The sequence below is a fragment of the Methylocapsa palsarum genome, from assembly GCF_900114285.1.
In the GTDB taxonomy this organism is placed as follows: domain Bacteria; phylum Pseudomonadota; class Alphaproteobacteria; order Rhizobiales; family Beijerinckiaceae; genus Methylocapsa; species Methylocapsa palsarum.
This window is the reverse complement of record NZ_FOSN01000002.1, coordinates 182,529-201,974: the sequence shown is the minus strand read 5'-3', so window position 1 is coordinate 201,974 and position 19,446 is coordinate 182,529. Positions and strand designations below refer to the sequence as shown.

14 protein-coding genes are annotated in these 19,446 nt (G+C 61.3%); 1 reads left to right on the top strand and 13 read right to left on the bottom strand.

Features of this window, described 5'->3' with window-relative positions:
* Position 1: 1 nt before the first annotated feature.
* The 13 genes from ppx to BM177_RS03750 all read right to left on the bottom strand — a co-directional run bounded on the left by ppx (position 2) and on the right by BM177_RS03750 (position 19,092).
* A complete protein-coding gene (gene ppx, locus BM177_RS03810; protein ID WP_091678211.1) occupies positions 2 to 1,480 on the bottom strand; it encodes an exopolyphosphatase in 1,479 nt (492 codons plus the stop codon).
* Positions 1,481 to 1,526: 46 nt separating this feature from the next.
* Positions 1,527 to 3,875, bottom strand: coding sequence for an RNA degradosome polyphosphate kinase (locus BM177_RS03805; RefSeq protein ID WP_425284362.1), 2,349 nt, complete (start codon positions 3,873 to 3,875; stop codon positions 1,527 to 1,529).
* 167 nt (positions 3,876 to 4,042) lie between these two features.
* Entirely contained in the window at positions 4,043 to 4,522 is a 480-nt protein-coding gene (locus BM177_RS03800) for a DUF6163 family protein (RefSeq protein ID WP_091678207.1), read from the bottom strand.
* The gene (locus BM177_RS03795; RefSeq protein ID WP_091678204.1) at positions 4,519 to 5,586 is read right to left on the bottom strand and encodes an enoyl-CoA hydratase/isomerase family protein; all 1,068 of its coding nucleotides are present in this window, start codon (positions 5,584 to 5,586) and stop codon (positions 4,519 to 4,521) included. The genes BM177_RS03800 and BM177_RS03795 overlap by 4 nt, the downstream gene beginning before the upstream one ends.
* 165 nt (positions 5,587 to 5,751) lie before the next feature.
* Positions 5,752 to 9,942, bottom strand: a complete 4,191-nt coding sequence (gene rpoC, locus BM177_RS03790; protein WP_091678200.1) for a DNA-directed RNA polymerase subunit beta' — start codon at positions 9,940 to 9,942, stop codon at positions 5,752 to 5,754.
* Positions 9,943 to 10,064: 122 nt separating this feature from the next.
* Positions 10,065 to 14,195, bottom strand: coding sequence for a DNA-directed RNA polymerase subunit beta (gene rpoB, locus BM177_RS03785; RefSeq protein ID WP_091678197.1), 4,131 nt, complete (start codon positions 14,193 to 14,195; stop codon positions 10,065 to 10,067).
* 230 nt (positions 14,196 to 14,425) lie between these two features.
* Positions 14,426 to 14,803, bottom strand: a complete 378-nt coding sequence (gene rplL / locus BM177_RS03780; RefSeq protein WP_091678781.1) for a 50S ribosomal protein L7/L12 — start codon at positions 14,801 to 14,803, stop codon at positions 14,426 to 14,428.
* A 103-nt stretch (positions 14,804 to 14,906) separates the two neighbouring features.
* Positions 14,907 to 15,422, bottom strand: a complete 516-nt coding sequence (gene rplJ / locus BM177_RS03775; RefSeq protein ID WP_091678778.1) for a 50S ribosomal protein L10 — start codon at positions 15,420 to 15,422, stop codon at positions 14,907 to 14,909.
* Between the two features lie 539 nt (positions 15,423 to 15,961).
* The gene (gene rplA / locus BM177_RS03770; RefSeq protein ID WP_091678192.1) at positions 15,962 to 16,654 is read right to left on the bottom strand and encodes a 50S ribosomal protein L1; all 693 of its coding nucleotides are present in this window, start codon (positions 16,652 to 16,654) and stop codon (positions 15,962 to 15,964) included.
* 5 nt (positions 16,655 to 16,659) lie between these two features.
* Positions 16,660 to 17,088 (bottom strand): 50S ribosomal protein L11, encoded by a 429-nt coding sequence (rplK, locus tag BM177_RS03765; protein ID WP_091678188.1) that lies wholly within the window; start codon positions 17,086 to 17,088, stop codon positions 16,660 to 16,662.
* A 166-nt stretch (positions 17,089 to 17,254) separates the two neighbouring features.
* Positions 17,255 to 17,785 (bottom strand): transcription termination/antitermination protein NusG, encoded by a 531-nt coding sequence (nusG, locus tag BM177_RS03760; RefSeq protein ID WP_091678184.1) that lies wholly within the window; start codon positions 17,783 to 17,785, stop codon positions 17,255 to 17,257.
* Positions 17,786 to 17,817: 32 nt separating this feature from the next.
* Positions 17,818 to 18,009 carry a preprotein translocase subunit SecE gene (gene secE, locus BM177_RS03755; protein ID WP_091678774.1) on the bottom strand — a complete coding sequence of 64 codons (192 nt, stop codon included), beginning with the start codon at positions 18,007 to 18,009 and terminating at the stop codon, positions 17,818 to 17,820.
* Between the two features lie 201 nt (positions 18,010 to 18,210).
* A complete protein-coding gene (locus tag BM177_RS03750) occupies positions 18,211 to 19,092 on the bottom strand; it encodes a hypothetical protein (protein WP_139223502.1) in 882 nt (293 codons plus the stop codon).
* Here BM177_RS03750 and BM177_RS19930 point away from each other — a divergent pair, their 5' ends adjacent.
* Positions 19,093 to 19,251, top strand: coding sequence for a hypothetical protein (locus BM177_RS19930; protein WP_175492489.1), 159 nt, complete (start codon positions 19,093 to 19,095; stop codon positions 19,249 to 19,251).
* Positions 19,252 to 19,446 lie beyond the last annotated feature (195 nt).

Below are 19,446 nucleotides of genomic sequence, written 5' to 3'. Positions count from 1 at the left end.
CTCACCCCGTAATAACGATCTCCGGCACGCGGCCGATGAGCCGGGCGAGCTGTTTCAGACGGTTGAGAAGCCGGTCGCAGGAGAGATCGGCGAGTTTGTGAGGCAAGGTCAGAATCAGCTTTGTCTTGAGGCAGGCGACAGGCGTGCTGGGCAGAACATCCGGCATCGCTCCCGAAAGCGTGGAGGCGAGCCTGATGGCGGCGGCGACGATCCGGGCCTTGTCGAGCGCCCTCGAGGACACCAGCGCCCGGATCTGGGGGCTAACGTCGGCGTCGAGGCCAAGATAGCGGTAGGATGTCGTCAGGGCCAGAAAAGAGCGGCCGGGATGGTCGACCCCGATGAAGGAGGTGTTCTCGACGAGATTGACGCTCTCGTCGCTCCGGTAATCTGGATGGGCGCGCCAGTTCACGTCCGCCAGCAGGCACGCGACATGGCGAAGGCGCCGTTCGTCAATGGTTTCCTCAAGCTGAGTCGACTTCACGAAACGGTCGGTCCAGGCGCAAAGATCCTCCGCGTGCCGGGGCGCGCGCGCGAAAAGCTGGTTGAACTCCGACGCCGCGACGATCAGCGGATCTTGCGCCTGCTCCTGCGCGGCGAGCATCTCGTAAAGCAGGCCTTCACGCACGCCGGTAGAGGAGATCATGATTTCCTTGGGCGGCGCGCGGCGGATGATTTCCTCCAGCACGGCGGCGCCATAGGCGAGCAGCGGACGGCGCTGCGCGCTCACGGTCTCGATCGAGCTTAGCGCTTCGGCGTTCACCCGTTCGACCAGTCCTGCGAAATCCATCGCGTCGGCCGTGGGGATGACATAGCCGTGCATGACGGTCAGCGGATAATTGCGCTGGCTCATGTGCAGTTTGGCCAGGGCGCGCCAGGTGCCGCCAACCGCATAAAACGTTCGCCCGGCGACGCGCTCGACGGTCTTGGACTTGGCCAGCGTCTCCCGGACGATCTTGACCGCCGCCCGGGGCGATTTTCCCGAGGCGTCCATCAGGGTGAGGCCGCCCAGGGGGAGCGTCGATCCCTTGCCAAGGTGCGCGCCCTTGACGTCGATCAGCTCCAGCGAACCGCCGCCGAGATCGCCGACGACGCCGTCCGGCTTGTGAATGCCCGAGACGACGCCGAGCGCCGACAATTGCGCCTCGCGGTCGCCGGAGAGGAGCGAAATCGGGGCGTTGATCGCCTGCTCCGCCGCCTGAAGGAACTCGGGGCCATTCGATGCGTCCCGCGCGGCCGCCGTCGCGATGACATGCATCTCGCGCACGCCCATCACGGCGCTGAGGATCCGGAAACGCCGCAGCGCCGCCAGCGCCTTTTCGACGCCGCCGCTCGAAAGACGCCCCGTCGTCGCTACGCCGTTGCCCAGCGCGCAGAGCGATTTCTCGTTGAAAATGGGACGCGGGGAACGGGTCAGGCTTTCGTAGACAACGATGCGGACCGAGTTCGATCCGATATCAACGATCGCGACCGGCTGTTTCATGACGAAATCCGGATCGTCGCTGGCTCGGCCCCGGAAGGACGGCGAATCACCGGACTTCCAATCGCTTGAAGAGCGTTTTCGGACTTGAGTGCTTGAGGGATTTTCCACGACCGGACAGACTCGGGTTCGTCATGAAGTAGGAATGAGCGTTGAACGGTTCTTCGTTTCCGTGAGTATGTATGCGCGAGCTCGAGCCGTCGGGCAAGACCCGATAGCTTTGCTGGTTGTCGATCAGATTGGCCACCATGATCTGATCCAAAATCTGCTCGTGCACGGTCGGATTGAGGATCGGCGCCAGCGCTTCGACGCGGCGGTCGAGATTGCGCGGCATCAGATCGGCGGAGGAAATATAGACCCGCGCCTTTGGATGCGGCAGCCCGTGTCCCGCTCCGAAACAATAGACGCGGGCGTGTTCCAGAAACCGTCCGATGATGGACTTCACCCTGATGTTTTCGGAAAGCCCCTGAACGCCCGGCCGTAGACAGCAGATACCGCGCACGACGAGGTCGATCGTGACTCCGGCCTGGCTCGCCGCGTAGAAGGCGTCGATGATTTCGCAATCGACGAGAGAATTGCATTTCGCCCAGATCGCGGCCGGCTTTCCAGCTTTGGCGAAAGCGATCTCGTCGCGGATATGTTCGAGGAAGCGCGCTTTCAGCGTGATCGGCGAAACGGCCATGCGCTCGAGGCCGACAGGCTCGGCGTAGCCGGTGATGTAGTTGAAGATGCGCGACACGTCCCGGCCGATCGCCGCGTCGGCGGTGAAGAACGAGATATCCGTGTAGATGCGCGCCGTGACAGGGTGGTAATTGCCGGTGCCTACATGGCAGTAGGTGACAAGACCGCCGCCTTCGCGGCGAACCACCATCGACAATTTGGCGTGCGTCTTTAGTTCGATAAATCCGAACACCACCTGAACGCCGGCTCGTTCGAGGTCGCGCGCCCAGCGTATGTTGGCGGCCTCGTCGAAACGCGCCTTGAGTTCAACGAGAGCCGTCACCGATTTGCCGGCTTCGGCCGCATCAATCAGGGCGCGCACAATCGGGCTGTCGGAGGAGGTGCGGTAGAGCGTCTGCTTGATCGCAAGAACGCTTGGATCGGTTGCCGCCTGATTGAGGAACTGGACCACAACGTCGAAGGACTCGTAGGGGTGGTGAACGACGAGATCCTTCTGCTTGATCGTCAGAAAGCAATCGCCGCCATTGTCGCGCAAGCGTTCGGGAAATCTCGGATTGTAGGGTTTGAATTTAAGTTCCGGCCGGTCGAGACTGACGAGCTCGGAGAGTTCGTTCAAGGCGAGCATGCCGTCGAGGACGCAAACTTCATCGGGGCTGACCTCGAGCTCTTCCGCCACAAACCCGCGCAATTCTTCCGGCATGACGCTATCGAATTCGAGCCGGATGACGGAGCCAAGGCGGCGGCGTTTCAGCGCGCTCTCGAACAACAAGACGAGATCTTCGGCCTCTTCCTCGACCTCGAGATCGCTGTCGCGGATGACCCGGAACAGGCCGAGGCCTCGAATCTGACAGCCGGGAAAAAGACTTTGCGTGAACAGCGAAATCGCCGCCTCCAGCGCAATGAAGCGATAATGTTTCTCGCCATGCGCGTCGGGCAGCCGAATAAAGCGTTCGATCTTGGCCGGCAGCCGGATCAGCGCCTTCGAGGTCTTGTTGCCGCCTGCGCTGACCAGTTCGAGCGCGATCGTGAAGCCGAAATTGGGAATGAACGGAAAGGGATGCGCCGGGTCGATCGCCAGCGGCGTCAGCACAGGAAATATATGAGTCAGGAAATGGTGCTGAAGCCACATCCTGTCAGCCTTGTCGAGATCCGCCGGATCGATGATCTTGATCTCGGCGCGAGCCAGTTCGAGGCGCAATTCGCGCCACCGGCGCTGCTGCTCGAGAGTCAGAAGACTCACGCGCTCACGAATTTTTTCGAGCTGCTCCGGCGGCGTCAGCCCATCCTCGGACGCCGTCGCGACGCCGGCGCGAAGCTGGCCGCGCAACCCCGCGACGCGCACCATGAAAAACTCATCGAGGTTGGTCGCGGAAATTGAAAGGAACCGCAATTGCTCGAGCAGAGGGTGGTTCTTGTTCGATGCTTCGAGCAGAACCCGCAGATTGAATTCAAGCCACGACAATTCGCGATTGATGAAACGGTGCGGCGACTGCGCCAGCGACGCCGCATGCGCGTCGTCAGGCCTCTCCGCGATTTCGGCTTCGGCAGCTCCGGGCGCGTCGGCGACCGAGAGCGCTTCATTCCCGGTCGATGGCTCGGGCTCGTCCAGCCGGACGGCGTGGGCGGAATTCGCCGGAGCCGCGCCCCTTGCGATCCGTTTCGCCCCGCCAACGCCAGCGCGCCTTGATCGCCTGAGCCCTTCGACTTCGGAACCCAATGAATCCTCCTCAACGGGAATGAACAAGCACAAGTCTGTGACGGCGAGTTGACCGTTTTCGAAGGGGTTACGCCAACCCGGCCCGCTGACTTAAAGAGTGCCTCGCGCACCACCAGTTGTAAACATCGGCGGAGAGAAACACGCCGCGAAACAAATCAAGAAAAAAATTATCTTGGCGCGCCCGACGCCGGGTCGATATGCCCCGCTTGCCAGGTAAGGCCGAAGTAAACCACGATCAGGACGATGTTGGCGACGATCCACATTATCGAGAAGAAACCGGGAACTGCGGCGGCCACAAGAATCTGCGCGATCGCGCTGAAAAGCCAGAGCACCCCGCCCCAGGGCGTCGCGAGCCACAGGCCAACCGCGGCGACAGGATCGAGAACCGCAAAAAAAATCACTGCCCCGCCCCAGAGCTGCGAAACCTTATCAAAGAGGGGTTGGCTCGGCAGCAGAACAGCGCTCCATTGCGCCAGAGCCTGGGCGATCCAGACCATCGCCAGGAGGCGCATGAAAACGACAAGCAGATTTCCCCAGGACATCCGGGGCCAGATCCTCCGATCGCCGCCAGGGGCGCTCCGAACCGCCCCCGTCGAGACTTGCGGGCTGTTGCGCGGATCCTTCTTCAACCCTGACAGAAAACTCATGACCGGCCAACCCCTGCGAAGAACTCCAGTTCGCCAAATTCCAGAGGCGCGAAATAGTCCTCCGTGTCCGATGGCGTGACCGCCGCGACGTCCGGCGGAATCCAGGCCGGCCGACGATCCTTATCGACAAGGGCCGCGCGGACGCCTTCGTAAAAATCCGCACCCATGGCGATGCGCGAGGCGATCCGAAATTCCGTCCTCATGGCCTCGTCGATGTCGAGACTGGCGCCGATCCGCATTTGCCGCAAGGCAATCGCAAGACTGGTTGGCGATCTCGACCGTATGAGCTGCGCGGTCGCGCGGGCGAAATCGGAGGCGCCGGCCGGCGCATTTTCCAGCCTCTCGAGAATCGCCGTAACGCTCGCGCCCGAAAAACATGCGTCGATCACCCCTCGTTCATCGCCGAGCGCAGCTCGAGGCGCGGGGGCGCTTTCGGCCGCGATCGCGGCCTCGCACGGCTCCCCGTCGATCAGCCTTTGCGCCAGAGCCGGATGCCGGCAGGAGGGCGCAAAGGCGCTGGCGAGGCCGAAAGCGAGAGCGTCTCCAGTCCCAATCCTCGCGCCCGTCAGGGCGAGATACGCGCCGCTCGCTCCGGCAAGTCGGGGCAGAAAATACGTCGCTCCAATATCGGGAAAAAAACCGATGCCGACCTCCGGCATGGCGAAACTCAAAGCGTCGCCGGCGACGACATGCGAGCCATGGATCGACACGCCGGCTCCGCCGCCCATCACAATCCCGTCCACCAGCGCGATATAGGGTTTGGGATAGAGCTTGATGCGGCGATTGAGGACATATTCCTCACGCCAGAAGGTAAGTTGTTCGGCGTGGCGCCCGGCCCTGCCGAGTTCATACAATTGCTTGATGTCGGCGCCGGCGCAAAACGCCCGCTCGCCCGCGCCTTTGATCAGCACGCGGTCGACCGCGGGATCGTCCTCCCAGCGATCGAGCGCGTCCGCGATGGCGCGCACCATGTTCAAGGTCAGGGCGTTCAGCGCATGCGGCCGGTTCAGCGTGATGACGCCGCACCGCCCGGCCTTCTCGCAGATCGCCTCGGGAGGACTCATGTCAGGCCGAACGTCGCATCGATGAGGCCATCCTGGGCAAAAATATATATGGAGCCCGGCCGGCTCCATCCCTTCCCCCGATGACGGGCGCCTGCCGGAACGCCTGCCGGTCACCGAAAAACGCCAGGGCGGGCGCCCCGGCGGTTTTTGCGCCGGGGGGAGCTTTTACTCTTGTGGCGGCGCCGCCGGCAGAAGCGCCGTGGCCGCGGCGGCTCGGGAGGCTTCCGCCTTCTGCGCGAGGATCATTTCGTCCCGCATCGTGGCGACACGGCGCAGCTTCGCCATGGCCGCGCCCGTTCCCGCAGGAATGAGCCGGCCGACGATGACGTTTTCCTTCAGCCCTTCGAGCGTGTCCGCCTTGCCATTGACGGCCGCCTCGGTGAGCACCCGCGTCGTCTCCTGGAACGAGGCCGCCGAAATGAACGAGCGGGTCTGTAGCGAGGCTTTCGTGATGCCGAGCAGCACCGGAGTCCCCGAAGCAGGCTTCTGGCCGGCCTCGATCGCCTTCGTGTTCGCCTCGTCGAGCTCCATCTGGTCGACCTGCTCGCCAGACAGAAATTCGGTGTCGCCCGGATCGACGATATCGACCTTCTGCAGCATCTGCCGGACAATCACCTCGATGTGCTTGTCGTTGATGCTGACGCCCTGGAGGCGATAGACCTCCTGGATCTCGTTGACGAGATAGGCGGCGAGCTCCTCGACGCCCTTGATCGCCAGAATGTCGTGCGGCGCGGGATTTCCATCGACGATGTAGTCGCCCTTCTCCACGACGTCGCCGTCCTGAAGATGGATGTGTTTGCCCTTGGGGATCAAATATTCGATCGGCTCCGCGCCTTCCTCGCTCGGGATGATCGAAATCCGGGTTTTGTTCTTGTAGTCGCGCCCGAACTGGACGGTGCCGGAGGCTTCCGCGATGATGGCGTGATCTTTCGGCCGACGCGCCTCGAACAATTCGGCGACGCGCGGCAAACCGCCGGTGATGTCGCGCGTCTTGGCCGATTCCATCGAAATACGCGCGACGATGTCGCCCGCCTGGACCTTGCTGCCGGGATCGACGTTGAGGATGGATTCCACCGGCAGCGTGTAGCGGGCGTCGCCGCCGCGCTGCAATTTGCCGATTTTGCCATCGCTGGTCTTGATCACGATCGAGGGCTTCAAGGTCGCGGAGCGCTGATTGAGCCGCCAGTCGATGACCATGCGCTTGGCTATGCCCGTCGCCTCGTCGATGGTTTCCGTCATCGAGGCGCCCTCGACGAGATCCTCGAACCCGATCACGCCGTCGATCTCGGTCAGGATCGGCCGCGTGTAGGGATCCCATTCGGCGATGCGCTGGCCGCGCTTGATCTTGTCGCCCTCTTCGACCTTGAGCCGCGCGCCATACTGGACGCGATGCACAGCCCGCTCCGCGCCGTCCGGCCCCTCGATCACGACGGCGACGTTACGCGCCATCACCATCAGGTCGCCTTCGCCGTTGCGCGAAAGATGACGATTGCGGATCCTCACCACACCTTCGAAATTGGATTCGATGAAGGACTGGTCCGCGATCTGGGCCGCGCCGCCGATGTGGAACGTGCGCATCGTCAACTGCGTGCCGGGTTCTCCGATCGACTGCGCCGCGATCACGCCGACCGCCTCGCCCATGTTGACCGGCGTGCCGCGCGCGAGATCGCGCCCGTAGCACTTGCCGCAAACGCCGTTCTTGGCTTCGCAGGTCAGAACCGAGCGGATTTTCACTTCCTGGATTCCGGCCGCGTTGATGCGGTCGATATGCCATTCCTGAATCATCTCGCCCGCCGCGACGATCACCCCGCCGTCGGCGTCCTTCAGATCCTCGGCCGATGTCCGTCCAAGGATGCGGATCGCCAGCGAAGCGACGATCTGACCGGCGTCGATGATCGCGCGCATCCGGATGCCGTTCTGCGAACCGCAGTCGACGAGCGTGATGATCGAATCCTGGGCGACGTCGACGAGACGGCGCGTCAGGTAGCCGGAGTTCGCGGTCTTGAGCGCGGTGTCGGCGAGACCCTTCCGGGCGCCGTGGGTCGAGTTGAAGTATTCAAGGACGGTCAGGCCTTCCTTGAAGTTCGAGATGATCGGGCTCTCGATGATTTCTCCCGACGGCTTCGCCATCAGTCCGCGCATCGCCGCGAGCTGCTTCATCTGCGTCGGCGATCCGCGCGCCCCGGAATGCGACATCATGTAGATCGAGTTGATCGGCTTGTCGCGGCCAGCGTCGTCCTTCTGCACCGTCGAAATGCGGATCATCATCTCTTCGGCGAGCTTGTCCGAGCACTTCATCCAGGCGTCGACGACCTTGTTGTATTTCTCACCCTGGGTGATGAGGCCGTCGTTGAACTGCTGCTCATATTCCTTGGCGAGCGTGCTCGTCTCGGCAATGATGCGCGGCTTTGTCTCAGGCACGACCATGTCGTCCTTGCCGAAGGAAATGCCGGCCTTGAACGCTTCCCGGAAACCGAGCGCCATGATCCGGTCGCAGAAGATGACCGTCTCCTTCTGCCCGCAATTGCGGTAGACGATGTCGATCATGTTGGAGATTTCCTTCTTCGTCATGAGCTTGTTCACGACGTCAAAAGGAATTTTCGTGTGGTACGGCAGCAACTGCCCGAGGATCAGGCGGCCCGGCGTCGTATCGAAGATTTTCGCGACCCGCTTGCCGTCAGCGTCGAAGCTCCACGCGCGCCCCTTGATCTTGGTGTGCAGCGTGATCGCCTTGGCGTGCAGCGCGTGTTCGATCTCGCCGATGTTGGCGAACGCCATGCCCTGCCCCGGCTCTCCGTCGCGCATCAGCGAAACATAATAGAGCCCCAGCACGATATCCTGGCTCGGGACAATGATCGGCTGACCATTGGCCGGATGCAGGATGTTGTTGGTGGACATCATCAGCACGCGCGCCTCGAGCTGCGCCTCGAGCGAGAGCGGAACATGGACGGCCATCTGATCGCCGTCGAAATCGGCGTTGAACGCGGCGCAGACCAGCGGATGCAGCTGGATCGCCTTGCCCTCGATCAATTTCGGCTCGAACGCCTGGATGCCGAGACGGTGCAGCGTCGGCGCGCGGTTCAGCATCACCGGATGTTCGCGGATGACCTCGTCGAGAATGTCCCACACTTCGGGCTTTTCTTTTTCGACAAGTTTCTTCGCCTGTTTCACGGTCGCTGAAAGGCCCTTCGCGTCGAGGCGCGAATAGATGAAGGGCTTGAACAGTTCGAGCGCCATCTTTTTCGGCAGCCCGCATTGATGCAGCTTGAGGTCGGGACCGACGACGATGACCGAACGGCCGGAGTAATCGACGCGCTTGCCGAGCAGGTTCTGACGGAAACGCCCCTGCTTGCCTTTCAGCATGTCGGCGAGCGACTTCAGCGGACGCTTGTTGGCCCCGGTGATGACGCGGCCGCGGCGGCCGTTGTCGAATAGCGCGTCGACCGCTTCCTGCAGCATCCGCTTTTCGTTGCGGACGATGATGTCGGGCGCGCGCAGTTCGATCAGCCGCTTCAGACGGTTGTTGCGGTTGATGACCCGGCGGTAGAGATCGTTCAGATCCGATGTCGCGAAGCGGCCGCCGTCGAGCGGCACGAGCGGCCGCAGGTCCGGCGGAATGACCGGGACCTCGGTCAAAATCATCCATTCCGGCTTGTTGCCCGAATGCATGAACGCCTCGATGATCTTCAATCTCTTGGCGAGTTTTTTGGGCTTCAGCTCGGTCGTCGACTGGGCGATTTCGATCTTCAGCCGTTCGGCGATCGCGGCGAGATCCATATGGCGCAGCAGTTCGCGGATCGCCTCGGCGCCGATCATCGCGGTGAAAGAATCCTGACCGTACTCGTCCTGCGCGAGCAGGTGGTCTTCCTCATTGAGGAGCTGGCGTTCCTTCAGCGGGGTCAGGCCGGGATCGAGAACGATATAGGACTCGAAATAGAGAATCCGCTCGAGATCCTTCAGCGTCATGTCGAGCAGCAGCCCGATCCGCGAGGGAAGCGATTTCAAAAACCAGATATGCGCGACCGGCGCCGCGAGCGAGATATGCCCCATGCGTTCGCGCCGCACGCGCGACAAAGTCACCTCGACGCCGCATTTCTCGCAGATGACGCCCTTGTATTTCATCCGCTTGTATTTGCCGCAGAGGCACTCGTAGTCCTTGATCGGACCAAAGATGCGGGCGCAGAACAATCCGTCGCGCTCCGGCTTGAAGGTCCGGTAGTTGATGGTCTCCGGCTTCTTGATCTCGCCGAAAGACCACGACAAAATCTTCTCCGGGCTGGCGATCGATATCTGGATTTGATCGAACGCCTGCGGCTGAACAACCGGATTGAAGAGATTCATGACCTCTTGATTCATTGCCATCTCCTGATGCTCGGGCCTGCGCGGCGCTAAGGCCGGGCCACTTGCCGGAAATTCTCAAACTAGACAGGGCGCGCGCGTCACGGCTGCCCGCCCGCGCCCCTTCCGCATTTTGAAGTTTACTCAGCCGCCTCCGCGGGCGGCGGCGCGGCGATCTTCGTCGTCGACGTCAGTTCGACGTTGAGACAGAGCGAGCGCATTTCCTTGACGAGCACGTTGAAGCTTTCCGGAATGCCCGACTCGAACGTGTCGTCGCCGCGCACGATCGATTCGTAGACCTTCGTGCGGCCGGCGACGTCGTCGGATTTCACGGTCAGCATTTCCTGCAGCGTGTAGGCGGCTCCATAGGCTTCGAGCGCCCAGACCTCCATTTCGCCGAAACGCTGCCCGCCGAACTGGGCCTTGCCGCCAAGAGGCTGCTGGGTGACCAGACTGTAGGGACCGATCGAGCGCGCATGAATCTTGTCGTCGACGAGATGATGCAGCTTCAACATGTAGATATATCCGACCGTCACTTTCCGGTCGAAAGCGTCGCCGGTGCGGCCATCGTACAGCGTCACCTGACCCGACGAATCAAGACCCGCCTGGCCGAGCATTTCAACGATGTCCTTTTCCCGCGCGCCATCGAACACAGGCGTCGCGATGGGAACGCCGCGGCGAAGATTTTCGCCGATTTCGACGACTTCGTCATCGCCGAGCGCCATGATCTGCTTTTCGGCGTCGTAGATCTCGATCAGCTTCTTGCGCAGCGGCTGTGAGTCCTGGTTGCGCAGATACGCATTGACCGTGTCGCCGACCTGCTTGCCAAGACCCGCGCAGGCCCAGCCGAGATGAGTCTCGAGAATCTGGCCGACGTTCATCCGGCTCGGCACGCCAAGCGGATTCAACACGATGTCGACCGGCTGGCCATCCGCAAGGAACGGCATGTCCTCCTGCGGCACGATCTTCGAAACGACGCCCTTGTTGCCGTGCCGACCGGCCATCTTGTCGCCGGGCTGGATCTTGCGCTTCACGGCGACGAAGACCTTGACCATCTTCATCACGCCGGGATTGAGCTCATCGCCGCGCTGGAGCTTTTCGACCTTGTCAAGGAAGCGGCTTTCGAGCCCTTTCTTGGCTTCGTCGTATTGTTTGCGCATCGCCTCGAGTTCGGCCATCGTCTGGTCGTTCTCGATCGCGAACATCCACCATTGCGACCGCGGGAAATCCTCGATGATCTCCTTGGTCAGCACAGTGTCCTTCTTGAACCCTTTGGGTCCGGCGATCGCCTTCCGGCCGGCGAGAACGTCGACGAGGCGGGCGTAGACGTTGCGGTCGAGAATCGCGAGTTCGTCGTCGCGGTCCTTGGCGAGCCGCTCGATCTCCTCGCGCTCGATCGCCTGCGCGCGCTCATCCTTCTCGACGCCATGCCGGTTGAACACACGGACTTCGACGATCGTGCCCTGGACGCCCGGCGGGACGCGCAACGACGTGTCCCGAACGTCCGAAGCCTTCTCGCCGAAAATGGCGCGGAGGAGTTTTTCCTCCGGCGTCATCGGGCTTTCGCCCTTGGGCGTGATCTTGCCGACGAGAATATCGCCAGCCTGAACCTCGGCGCCGATATAGACGATGCCGGCCTCGTCCAGATTCTTCAGCGCCTCTTCCGAAACGTTCGGAATGTCGCGGGTGATTTCTTCGGGACCAAGCTTGGTGTCGCGCGCCATCACCTCGAATTCGTCGATGTGAATCGAGGTGAAGACATCGTCCTTCACGATCCGCTCGTTGAGCAGGATCGAATCTTCGAAATTATAACCGTTCCACGGCATGAAGGCGACGAGGACGTTACGGCCAAGCGCCAGGTCGCCGAGGTCCGTCGAGGGGCCGTCGGCGATGATGTCGCCTTTGCGAACGAAGTCTCCGACGCGAACCAGCGGCTTCTGGTTGATGCAGGTCGACTGGTTCGAACGCTGGAACTTCATCATCCGGTAGATGTCGACGCCAGGCTTGCCGGCGTCGGTCTCCTCGGTCGCCCGGATGACGATGCGGGTCGCGTCGATCTGATCGATATATCCCGTCCGCCGCGCCGCGATGGCCGCGCCCGAATCGCGGGCGACGATGGCTTCCATTCCGGTTCCGACGAGAGGAGCGTCCGCCCGCACAAGCGGAACGGCCTGGCGCTGCATGTTCGAGCCCATCAGCGCGCGGTTGGCGTCGTCGTTTTCAAGAAACGGAATCAGCGCCGCGGCGACCGAGACCAGCTGCTTCGGCGAGACGTCCATGAAATCGACGCGCTCGCGCGGCGCCATCACGACATCGCCGGCGTGGCGGCAGACAACGAGATCCTCGGTCAGCGCTTGTGACGCGTCGAGGGGAGCGTTGGCCTGGGCGACGTAATATTTGCTCTCCTCCATAGCCGACAGATAAACGACCTCGTCGGTGACGCGGCAATCCCTGATCCGGCGGTACGGAGCCTCGATGAAGCCATATTTGTTGACCCGGGCGAAGGTCGCGAGCGAATTGATCAGTCCGATGTTCGGGCCTTCCGGGGTTTCGATCGGGCAGATCCGTCCATAATGGGTGGGATGAACGTCGCGCACTTCGAATCCGGCGCGTTCGCGCGTCAGACCGCCAGGGCCAAGAGCCGAAAGACGCCGCTTGTGCGTGATCTCGGACAGCGGATTGGTCTGATCCATGAACTGCGACAATTGCGAAGAGCCGAAGAACTCCCGCACCGAAGCGGCGGCGGGTTTTGCGTTGATCAGATCCTGCGGCATCACCGTATCGATATCGACCGAGGACATGCGCTCCTTGATGGCGCGCTCCATCCGCAGCAGGCCAAGCCGGTACTGGTTTTCCATCAATTCGCCGACCGAACGCACGCGGCGGTTGCCGAGATGGTCGATGTCGTCGATTTCGCCTCGTCCGTCGCGAAGGTCGACGAGCGCGCGCATCACCGCGATGATGTCCTCCTTGCGCAGCGTCCGCACCGTGTCGGCCGCATCGAGATCCATCCGCATGTTCATCTTGACCCGGCCGACGGCCGAGAGATCGTAGCGTTCGGGATCGAAGAACAACGAGTGGAACATCGCCTCGGCGGAATCGAGCGTCGGCGGCTCTCCCGGACGCATGACCCGGTAGATGTCGAACAAGGCTTCTTCGCGCGAGCTGTTCTTGTCCACCGAAAGCGAGTTGCGGATATAGGGGCCGATGTTGATGTGGTCGATATCGAGAACAGGCAGCTCGTCGAATCCGGCCTCGATCAGCAGGACAAGGGATTTGGCGCTGATTTCGTCGCCGGCCTCGGCGAAAATCTCGCCGGTCACGGGATTGTAAAGATCCGAGGCGATATATTGACCGTGCAGATCCTCGTCCTGGGCGCGCAGATATTTAAGGCCGCGCTCCGAGAGCTGGCGCGCCGTGCGCACGGTCAGCTTCTTTCCGGCCTCAAGCACGACTTCGCCGGTGTCGGCGTCAAGCAGATCGACGACGGTCTTCAAACCCTTCATCCGCTCGGCGTCGAAGGGCAAGCGCCAGCCTTCGCCGTCGCGCGTGTAGGTGATGGATTTGTAGAATGTCCCGAGAATCTCCTCGCCGTCCATTCCGAGGGCGTAGAGGATCGACGTCGCGGGAAGCTTCCGGCGGCGGTCGATCCGCGCGTAGACAATGTCCTTGGCGTCGAATTCGATGTCGAGCCACGAGCCCCGGTAAGGGATGATCCGCGCCGCAAACAAAAGCTTGCCCGACGAGTGGCTCTTTCCCTTGTCGTGATCGAAGAAAACGCCCGGCGAACGATGCATCTGCGAGACGATGACGCGTTCGGTCCCATTGACGATGAACGTGCCGTTCATCGTCATCAGGGGGATGTCGCCCATGTAGACATCCTGCTCCTTGATGTCCTTGACCGATTTCGCGCCGGTGTCAGGATCGACGTCGAACACGATGAGGCGGAGCGTCACCTTGAGCGGCGCAGCGAAGGTCATGCTGCGCTGGCGGCATTCGTCGACGTCGTATTTCGGCGGCTCGAATTCGTATTTGACGAATTCGAGCAGAGCGGTGCTTGCGAAATCGGAAATCGGAAACACGGACTTGAAAACGGCTTGAAGCCCCTCGTCCGGACGTCCGCCTTCCGGCTCGTCGACGAGAAGAAACTGGTCATAGGAAGCTTTTTGGACTTCGATCAGGTTCGGCATTTCCGCGACTTCGCGGATGTGCCCGAAAAATTTACGAATACGCTTACGGCCGGAGAAATTCTGCGCCGAATGATGAGCCATGTCGCTCCTCGCACCTCGTCAAAATGGCGAATATCCCGCACGGATATAAGCCTCGCCGCCAGCTCAGTCGCCAACGACCGGGTTAGCCCAACCCTCGCGCCGTGGCGAAATCGCCTCGAACGCTGCTCCGGAAGTTCTGTTAAGTTTCCAGAACGAACTTCAGTCCCGCGACCGGAGGCTGCGGGACTGCTGATATTTTTAAAAAAGATCGCGACAGCGATCGGGTAGCGTCACTTAAGCTCGACTTTCGCGCCGGCCTTCTCGAGGGCGGCCTTGATCTTTTCGGCTTCTTCCTTGGTCGCGCCTTCTTTCACGGCCTTGGGAGCGGCTTCGACGAGATCCTTGGCTTCCTTGAGCCCAAGCCCCGTCACCGCGCGGACTTCCTTGATGACTTCGATCTTCTTGTCGCCGACTAACGCCAGCATGACAGTGAATTCGGTCTGCTCTTCGACCGGCGCCGCCGCGGCGCCGCCAGCGGGGCCCGCCGCAACCGCAACGGCCGCAGCCGCCGATACGCCCCATTTTGATTCGAGCAGCTTGGCGAGTTCCGCAGCTTCGAGCACCGTAAGGCTCGACAGGTCCTCGACGATCTTTTCCAGGTTAGCCATTTTCATTTCCTTCGATTGGTCTTCGATTGGTCTCAATACAATGACGTTCGGCCAAGATTTCGATGTTCAGCCAAGATATCGCCTTCGCGGATCCGTCCGCCCGTCAGCCGGCGTCCTTGTCCGCATAAGCGGCCACGACGCGCGCGAGCTTGGCGGCCGGCGCGGTGGTGAGTTGCGCGAGCTTCGTCGCCGGCGCCTGAATGAGGCCGACAATTTTGGCGCGCAACTCGTCCAGGGACGGCAGCGTCGCGAGCGAGCGCACGGCGTCCACGTTGAGGGCGGTCTTCCCCATGGCGCCGCCGAGGATCACAAGCTTGTCGTGGTCCTTGGCGAAGGCCACCGCAACCTTGGGCGCAGCGACCGGATCGTCTGAATAAGCGATCAGGGTCGGCCCCCTCAGCAGGCCTGAAATCGAAGCGACGTCAGAGCCATCGAGCGCGATCTTGACGAGACGGTTCTTGGCGACCTGAACGGTGGCGCCAGCCGCGCGCATCTGCTTGCGCAGAGTCTGCATCTGAGCCACGGTCAAGCCGGAATAATGCGCGACGACGACGACCGAGGTCTTTTTGAAGACCTCGTTCAAGGACGCGACGCATTCTTTCTTTTCCGCTCTGTCCACAGTGCCATCTCCTTGGCGGGCGCTAACGCCCGCGGGCTGCAATTGCCGCCCCGGCCATGAGTCGAAGACCCACAATCGGAGGCGGCGCTGTGCCTGTCCCCGGAACGAAAACTCGCGCCGGACAGAGGGATTCGACCAAAATCGAAGGATGCGCCCGGCGAGCCGACCGCAATCCAGAATCAGGTTCTTAAACCCCGTCTATGCCGGCCCAGCGCGCCGGCCCCGAATGACCAGGGCCTGGAGCGTGAATTAAGCCCGGGCTCGATGAAAAGCCCATGCGCCGACAGTCTTGGACAGGACAAGACCGGAGGGGACAGGCGTCGCCGCCTATCCTCCGGCCTATCCACCGCGCCCGACAAACCTTAAACCTGAGATCACAGGAGGGGAGAAATCAGACGCGGAAAATGATTGGGTGCGGGACTGCAAATCCGCTCAACCCCGAACAGCCTTCTTAAACGAATAATTTTTGCCTGCCAAGGGTCATTTCGACTTTTTTGCTTTTGTCAAGCAGGCCCGCAGCAGGCGCCTCGCGCCGAAGACTAGGTTATGGTCGCCGGATCGACCTTCACCCCCGGCCCCATCGTCGACGAAATCGCCACCCGTTGAATATAGGTTCCTTTGGCGCCCTGCGGCTTGGCCTTGGCCACCGCGTCGACGAAAGCCGAGATGTTCGCGGCCAGCTTTTCATCGTCGAACGAGGCCTTGCCGACGCTGCCCTGAATGATCCCGGCCTTTTCGACCCTGAATTCAACTGCGCCGCCCTTCGAGGCTTTGACCGCGCTGGCGACATCCATGGTCACAGTGCCGACCTTCGGATTGGGCATCAGACCGCGCGGACCCAGCACCTTGCCGAGCCGCCCGACGAGCGGCATCATGTCCGGCGTCGCGACGCAGCGGTCGAAATCGATCGTTCCGCCCTGCACGACGGCGACGAGCTCCTCGGCGCCGACGACATCCGCCCCGGCCGCCTTGGCCTCATCCGCCTTGGCGCCCCGCGCGAACACCGCGACCCGCAAGGTGCGGCCCGTCCCATTCGGCAGATTGACCACGCCGCGCACCATCTGGTCCGCGTGTTTCGGATCGACGCCAAGATTCATCGCGATCTCGACGGTCTCGTCGAATTTCGCGTTGGCGCGCTCCTTGACGAGCTTGATCGCCTCAGCGACGGGATAAAGTTTAATCCGGTCGATGTTTTCGCGGGCCTTGGCCACGCGCTTCCCGATATGCGCCATCTTGCCTACCCCACTACCTCAAGGCCCATGGAACGGGCGGAACCCTCGATCATCGCCATCGCGGCTTCGACAGAGGCGCAATTGAGATCAGGAAGCTTTTTCTCGGCGATTTCCTGAACCTGCGCCTTCGTGATCTTGCCGACGAAGCCGCGTCCCGTCGTTTTCGAGCCGGACTGGACGCCCGAGGCCTTCTTCAGAAAATAGGACACCGGCGGCAATTTCATTTCGAAGGTGAAAGAGCGGTCCGCGAACGCGGTGATGACGACCGGAATCGGGGTCCCCTTCTCCATCTGCGCGGTCTTCGCATTGAACGCTTTGCAGAATTCCATGATGTTCAGGCCGCGCTGACCCAGCGCGGGCCCGATCGGGGGTGACGGATTCGCCGACCCCGCGGGCACCTGAAGCTTCACATAACCTGTGATCTTCTTCGCCATTGTTCAAACTCCCTACAGACCGGCCCGACGGGCGCGGCGGTTGCGGTCGTGGTCGCGACGGGCGCTCCGGCTTGGCGCGCCGGACCCGTCTCCCACGTTCGTAAGCGGAACGGACATATCCGTTCCGATTGATCGGTTCCGGGACAGCCCGGCCCGAGTTTACGCCTCAGGTCTTCTCCACCTGGGCGAATTCCAGTTCGACGGGCGTCGCGCGGCCGAAGATCGACACCGCGACCTTGACCCGCGACCGGCTCTCGTCGACATCCTCGACGATTCCGTTGAAGGAGGCGAAGGGCCCGTCGGCGACGCGGACGGTTTCGCCGATTTCGAACGTGATCGACGCCTTGGGCCGCTCGACGCCCTCGGCCACCTGCCCCTTGATCCGCTCGGCCTCGCTGTCGGAGATCGGCATCGGCTTTTTGTCGGCGCCGAGAAATCCGGTCACTTTCGGCGTGTTCTTGATCAGATGATAGATGTCGTCCGAAAGGTCGCACTTGACCAGCACATATCCGGGGAAAAACTTGCGCTCGGAATTGATTTTCCTCCCGCGCCGGATTTCGACGACCTGTTCTGTCGGAACCAGGATTTCCTCGAATTTCGCGGCGAGTCCACGCTGCGCGGCCTGTTCCTTGATCGATTCGGCGACCTTTTTTTCAAAGTTCGAATAAGCGTGAACGATATACCAGCGCATGCTCATCGGGGCGTCCCGCAACCTTCCTGCACTGAGACTCAATGCCCGATCCTTAGGATCAGGGAAACGATCAGCCTCAGGCCCTGGTCGACCGCGACGAAGAAAAGACTGGCGAAAATCACCATGAGAATGACCATGAACGTGGTGGTCATGGTCTCCTTGCGCGTCGGCCAGGTGACTTTGCCTGCTTCCGCGCGGACTTCCTGTAGGAATTGGAAAGGATTCGCCATTTTCGAGAACCTCGCGCCGGCGACTGCCCGGCGGCCTAAAAAAATCAGGGCGCGCAACCGCAAGGCCACGCGCCACATTTCGGATCATATAATCCAGTCACACAAGTTTAATCAAGCAGGCAAAAAAGGCAAAGAGCAAAATTCGCCGCGTCGCCGCTCACGGCCGGAACCTGCTTTCGCCTCGTTTTTTTGAGCGCGAGTTCAAATCGGGCTCGGATTTTGGCCACCCGGTCGAGCGGCCCGGAGTTTCCGGATCTCGTCTCTGACGAAGCGAGCCGGCCATGTCAGCCGCGCGTAGCCGCGAGACAAGGCGGAGCAGGAATCCCGGGGGCCTGAAATCACCCGGAAGAAAGCGGCCTTCATCCGGTCCCGCCGGGTCGAAAGATCGGGAAAAGGCGGCCGCAGCCCGACGCTGCGTAAGAAAAGATTGGCCTGATGGACGCGCGAGAGATCGTCGATCTCCTTTGTGCAGAAAGCTATGGCCACGCTGATCGACACAGAGTCGCCATTCGTGACCGAGTGCGGCGCGGCCAGCGGATGGTGGACGCCAACTCCCGGCTTGATGTGGAACAAGGTCCCCATGTCGCTGAAGGCTTCGTCGAAAGGCGCGGCCAGCGGATCTCCCTTGCAAAGCCCTTCGATCGCGTCTTGTGGAAAGAACCGGCGGTTCTCCCGATCGTAGAGCCGGACCTCCTTTTCGCCCTGGATCTGGAGCAGGAAGTTTTGCTCGAAATCGCCGTGAAAGGGGGTCGGCAAACGAGGGGCGGTGATGAACACCGTGAGAATCGACCAGGTGACGTCCTCAAGCCTTATGCCGGCGTCGCCAGCAAATTGACGGACCGCCGAACGCAAAACCGCATCATAGGCCGGATCAACCTCATTCAAGGCCGAGATCTTGCACGCGGCCGTCAGGGTCCCCGCCTCAAGTTCATCGAACATCTTTTCGAGCTTCTGCGCCTTCGAAAGCCGCTGCGTCTCGGCGTACGCCGGTTTCCAACGAGGCAATGAAAGCTCGGCGTCCTTGGCGAACCCGGACTCCTCTCGTGCGAGAATCGCCCGCGCCGCTTCTCGCAGGCGAGGCAATTGAAAAAGATCACTTCCCGCAAGGTTATGACCAACCAAAAACGGCTTGCGCCCGATCCATTGCGCATTCAAACGCAACGCATCGTCGAAAACATCGTCATTGAAGACATCGCCATGGAAAACATCGTTAACGTCAGCGCTTGGCTGATCCAACCGTAATTGTTTCATGTAAACATTCGCTACAAATCAGAAAAAAGCCACAAACTCGCCACAATCGTACCACTTCCTCTTATTTTTTCAATATACCGCGCAATCAATTCAATCGTGATTACGGTTAGATCGCTCAATTACTAAAATGAATCATAATAATACTATTATTATGATTGTTGTTATATAACTGATGATGTTATTCAG

What these genes read in the sequence shown, in the direction of transcription:
- ppx (WP_091678211.1), bottom strand. Translation starts at nt 1,480, where the DNA reads ATGAAACAGCCGGTCGCGATCGTTGATATCGGATCGAACTCGGTCCGC.
- BM177_RS03800 (WP_091678207.1), bottom strand. Translation starts at nt 4,522, where the DNA reads ATGAGTTTTCTGTCAGGGTTGAAGAAGGATCCGCGCAACAGCCCGCAA.
- BM177_RS03795 (WP_091678204.1), bottom strand. Translation starts at nt 5,586, where the DNA reads ATGAGTCCTCCCGAGGCGATCTGCGAGAAGGCCGGGCGGTGCGGCGTC.
- rpoC (WP_091678200.1), bottom strand. Translation starts at nt 9,942, where the DNA reads ATGAATCAAGAGGTCATGAATCTCTTCAATCCGGTTGTTCAGCCGCAG.
- rpoB (WP_091678197.1), bottom strand. Translation starts at nt 14,195, where the DNA reads ATGGCTCATCATTCGGCGCAGAATTTCTCCGGCCGTAAGCGTATTCGT.
- rplL (WP_091678781.1), bottom strand. Translation starts at nt 14,803, where the DNA reads ATGGCTAACCTGGAAAAGATCGTCGAGGACCTGTCGAGCCTTACGGTG.
- rplA (WP_091678192.1), bottom strand. Translation starts at nt 16,654, where the DNA reads ATGGCGCATATCGGGAAGCGCGTGGCCAAGGCCCGCGAAAACATCGAC.
- rplK (WP_091678188.1), bottom strand. Translation starts at nt 17,088, where the DNA reads ATGGCGAAGAAGATCACAGGTTATGTGAAGCTTCAGGTGCCCGCGGGG.
- nusG (WP_091678184.1), bottom strand. Translation starts at nt 17,785, where the DNA reads ATGAGCATGCGCTGGTATATCGTTCACGCTTATTCGAACTTTGAAAAA.
- secE (WP_091678774.1), bottom strand. Translation starts at nt 18,009, where the DNA reads ATGGCGAATCCTTTCCAATTCCTACAGGAAGTCCGCGCGGAAGCAGGC.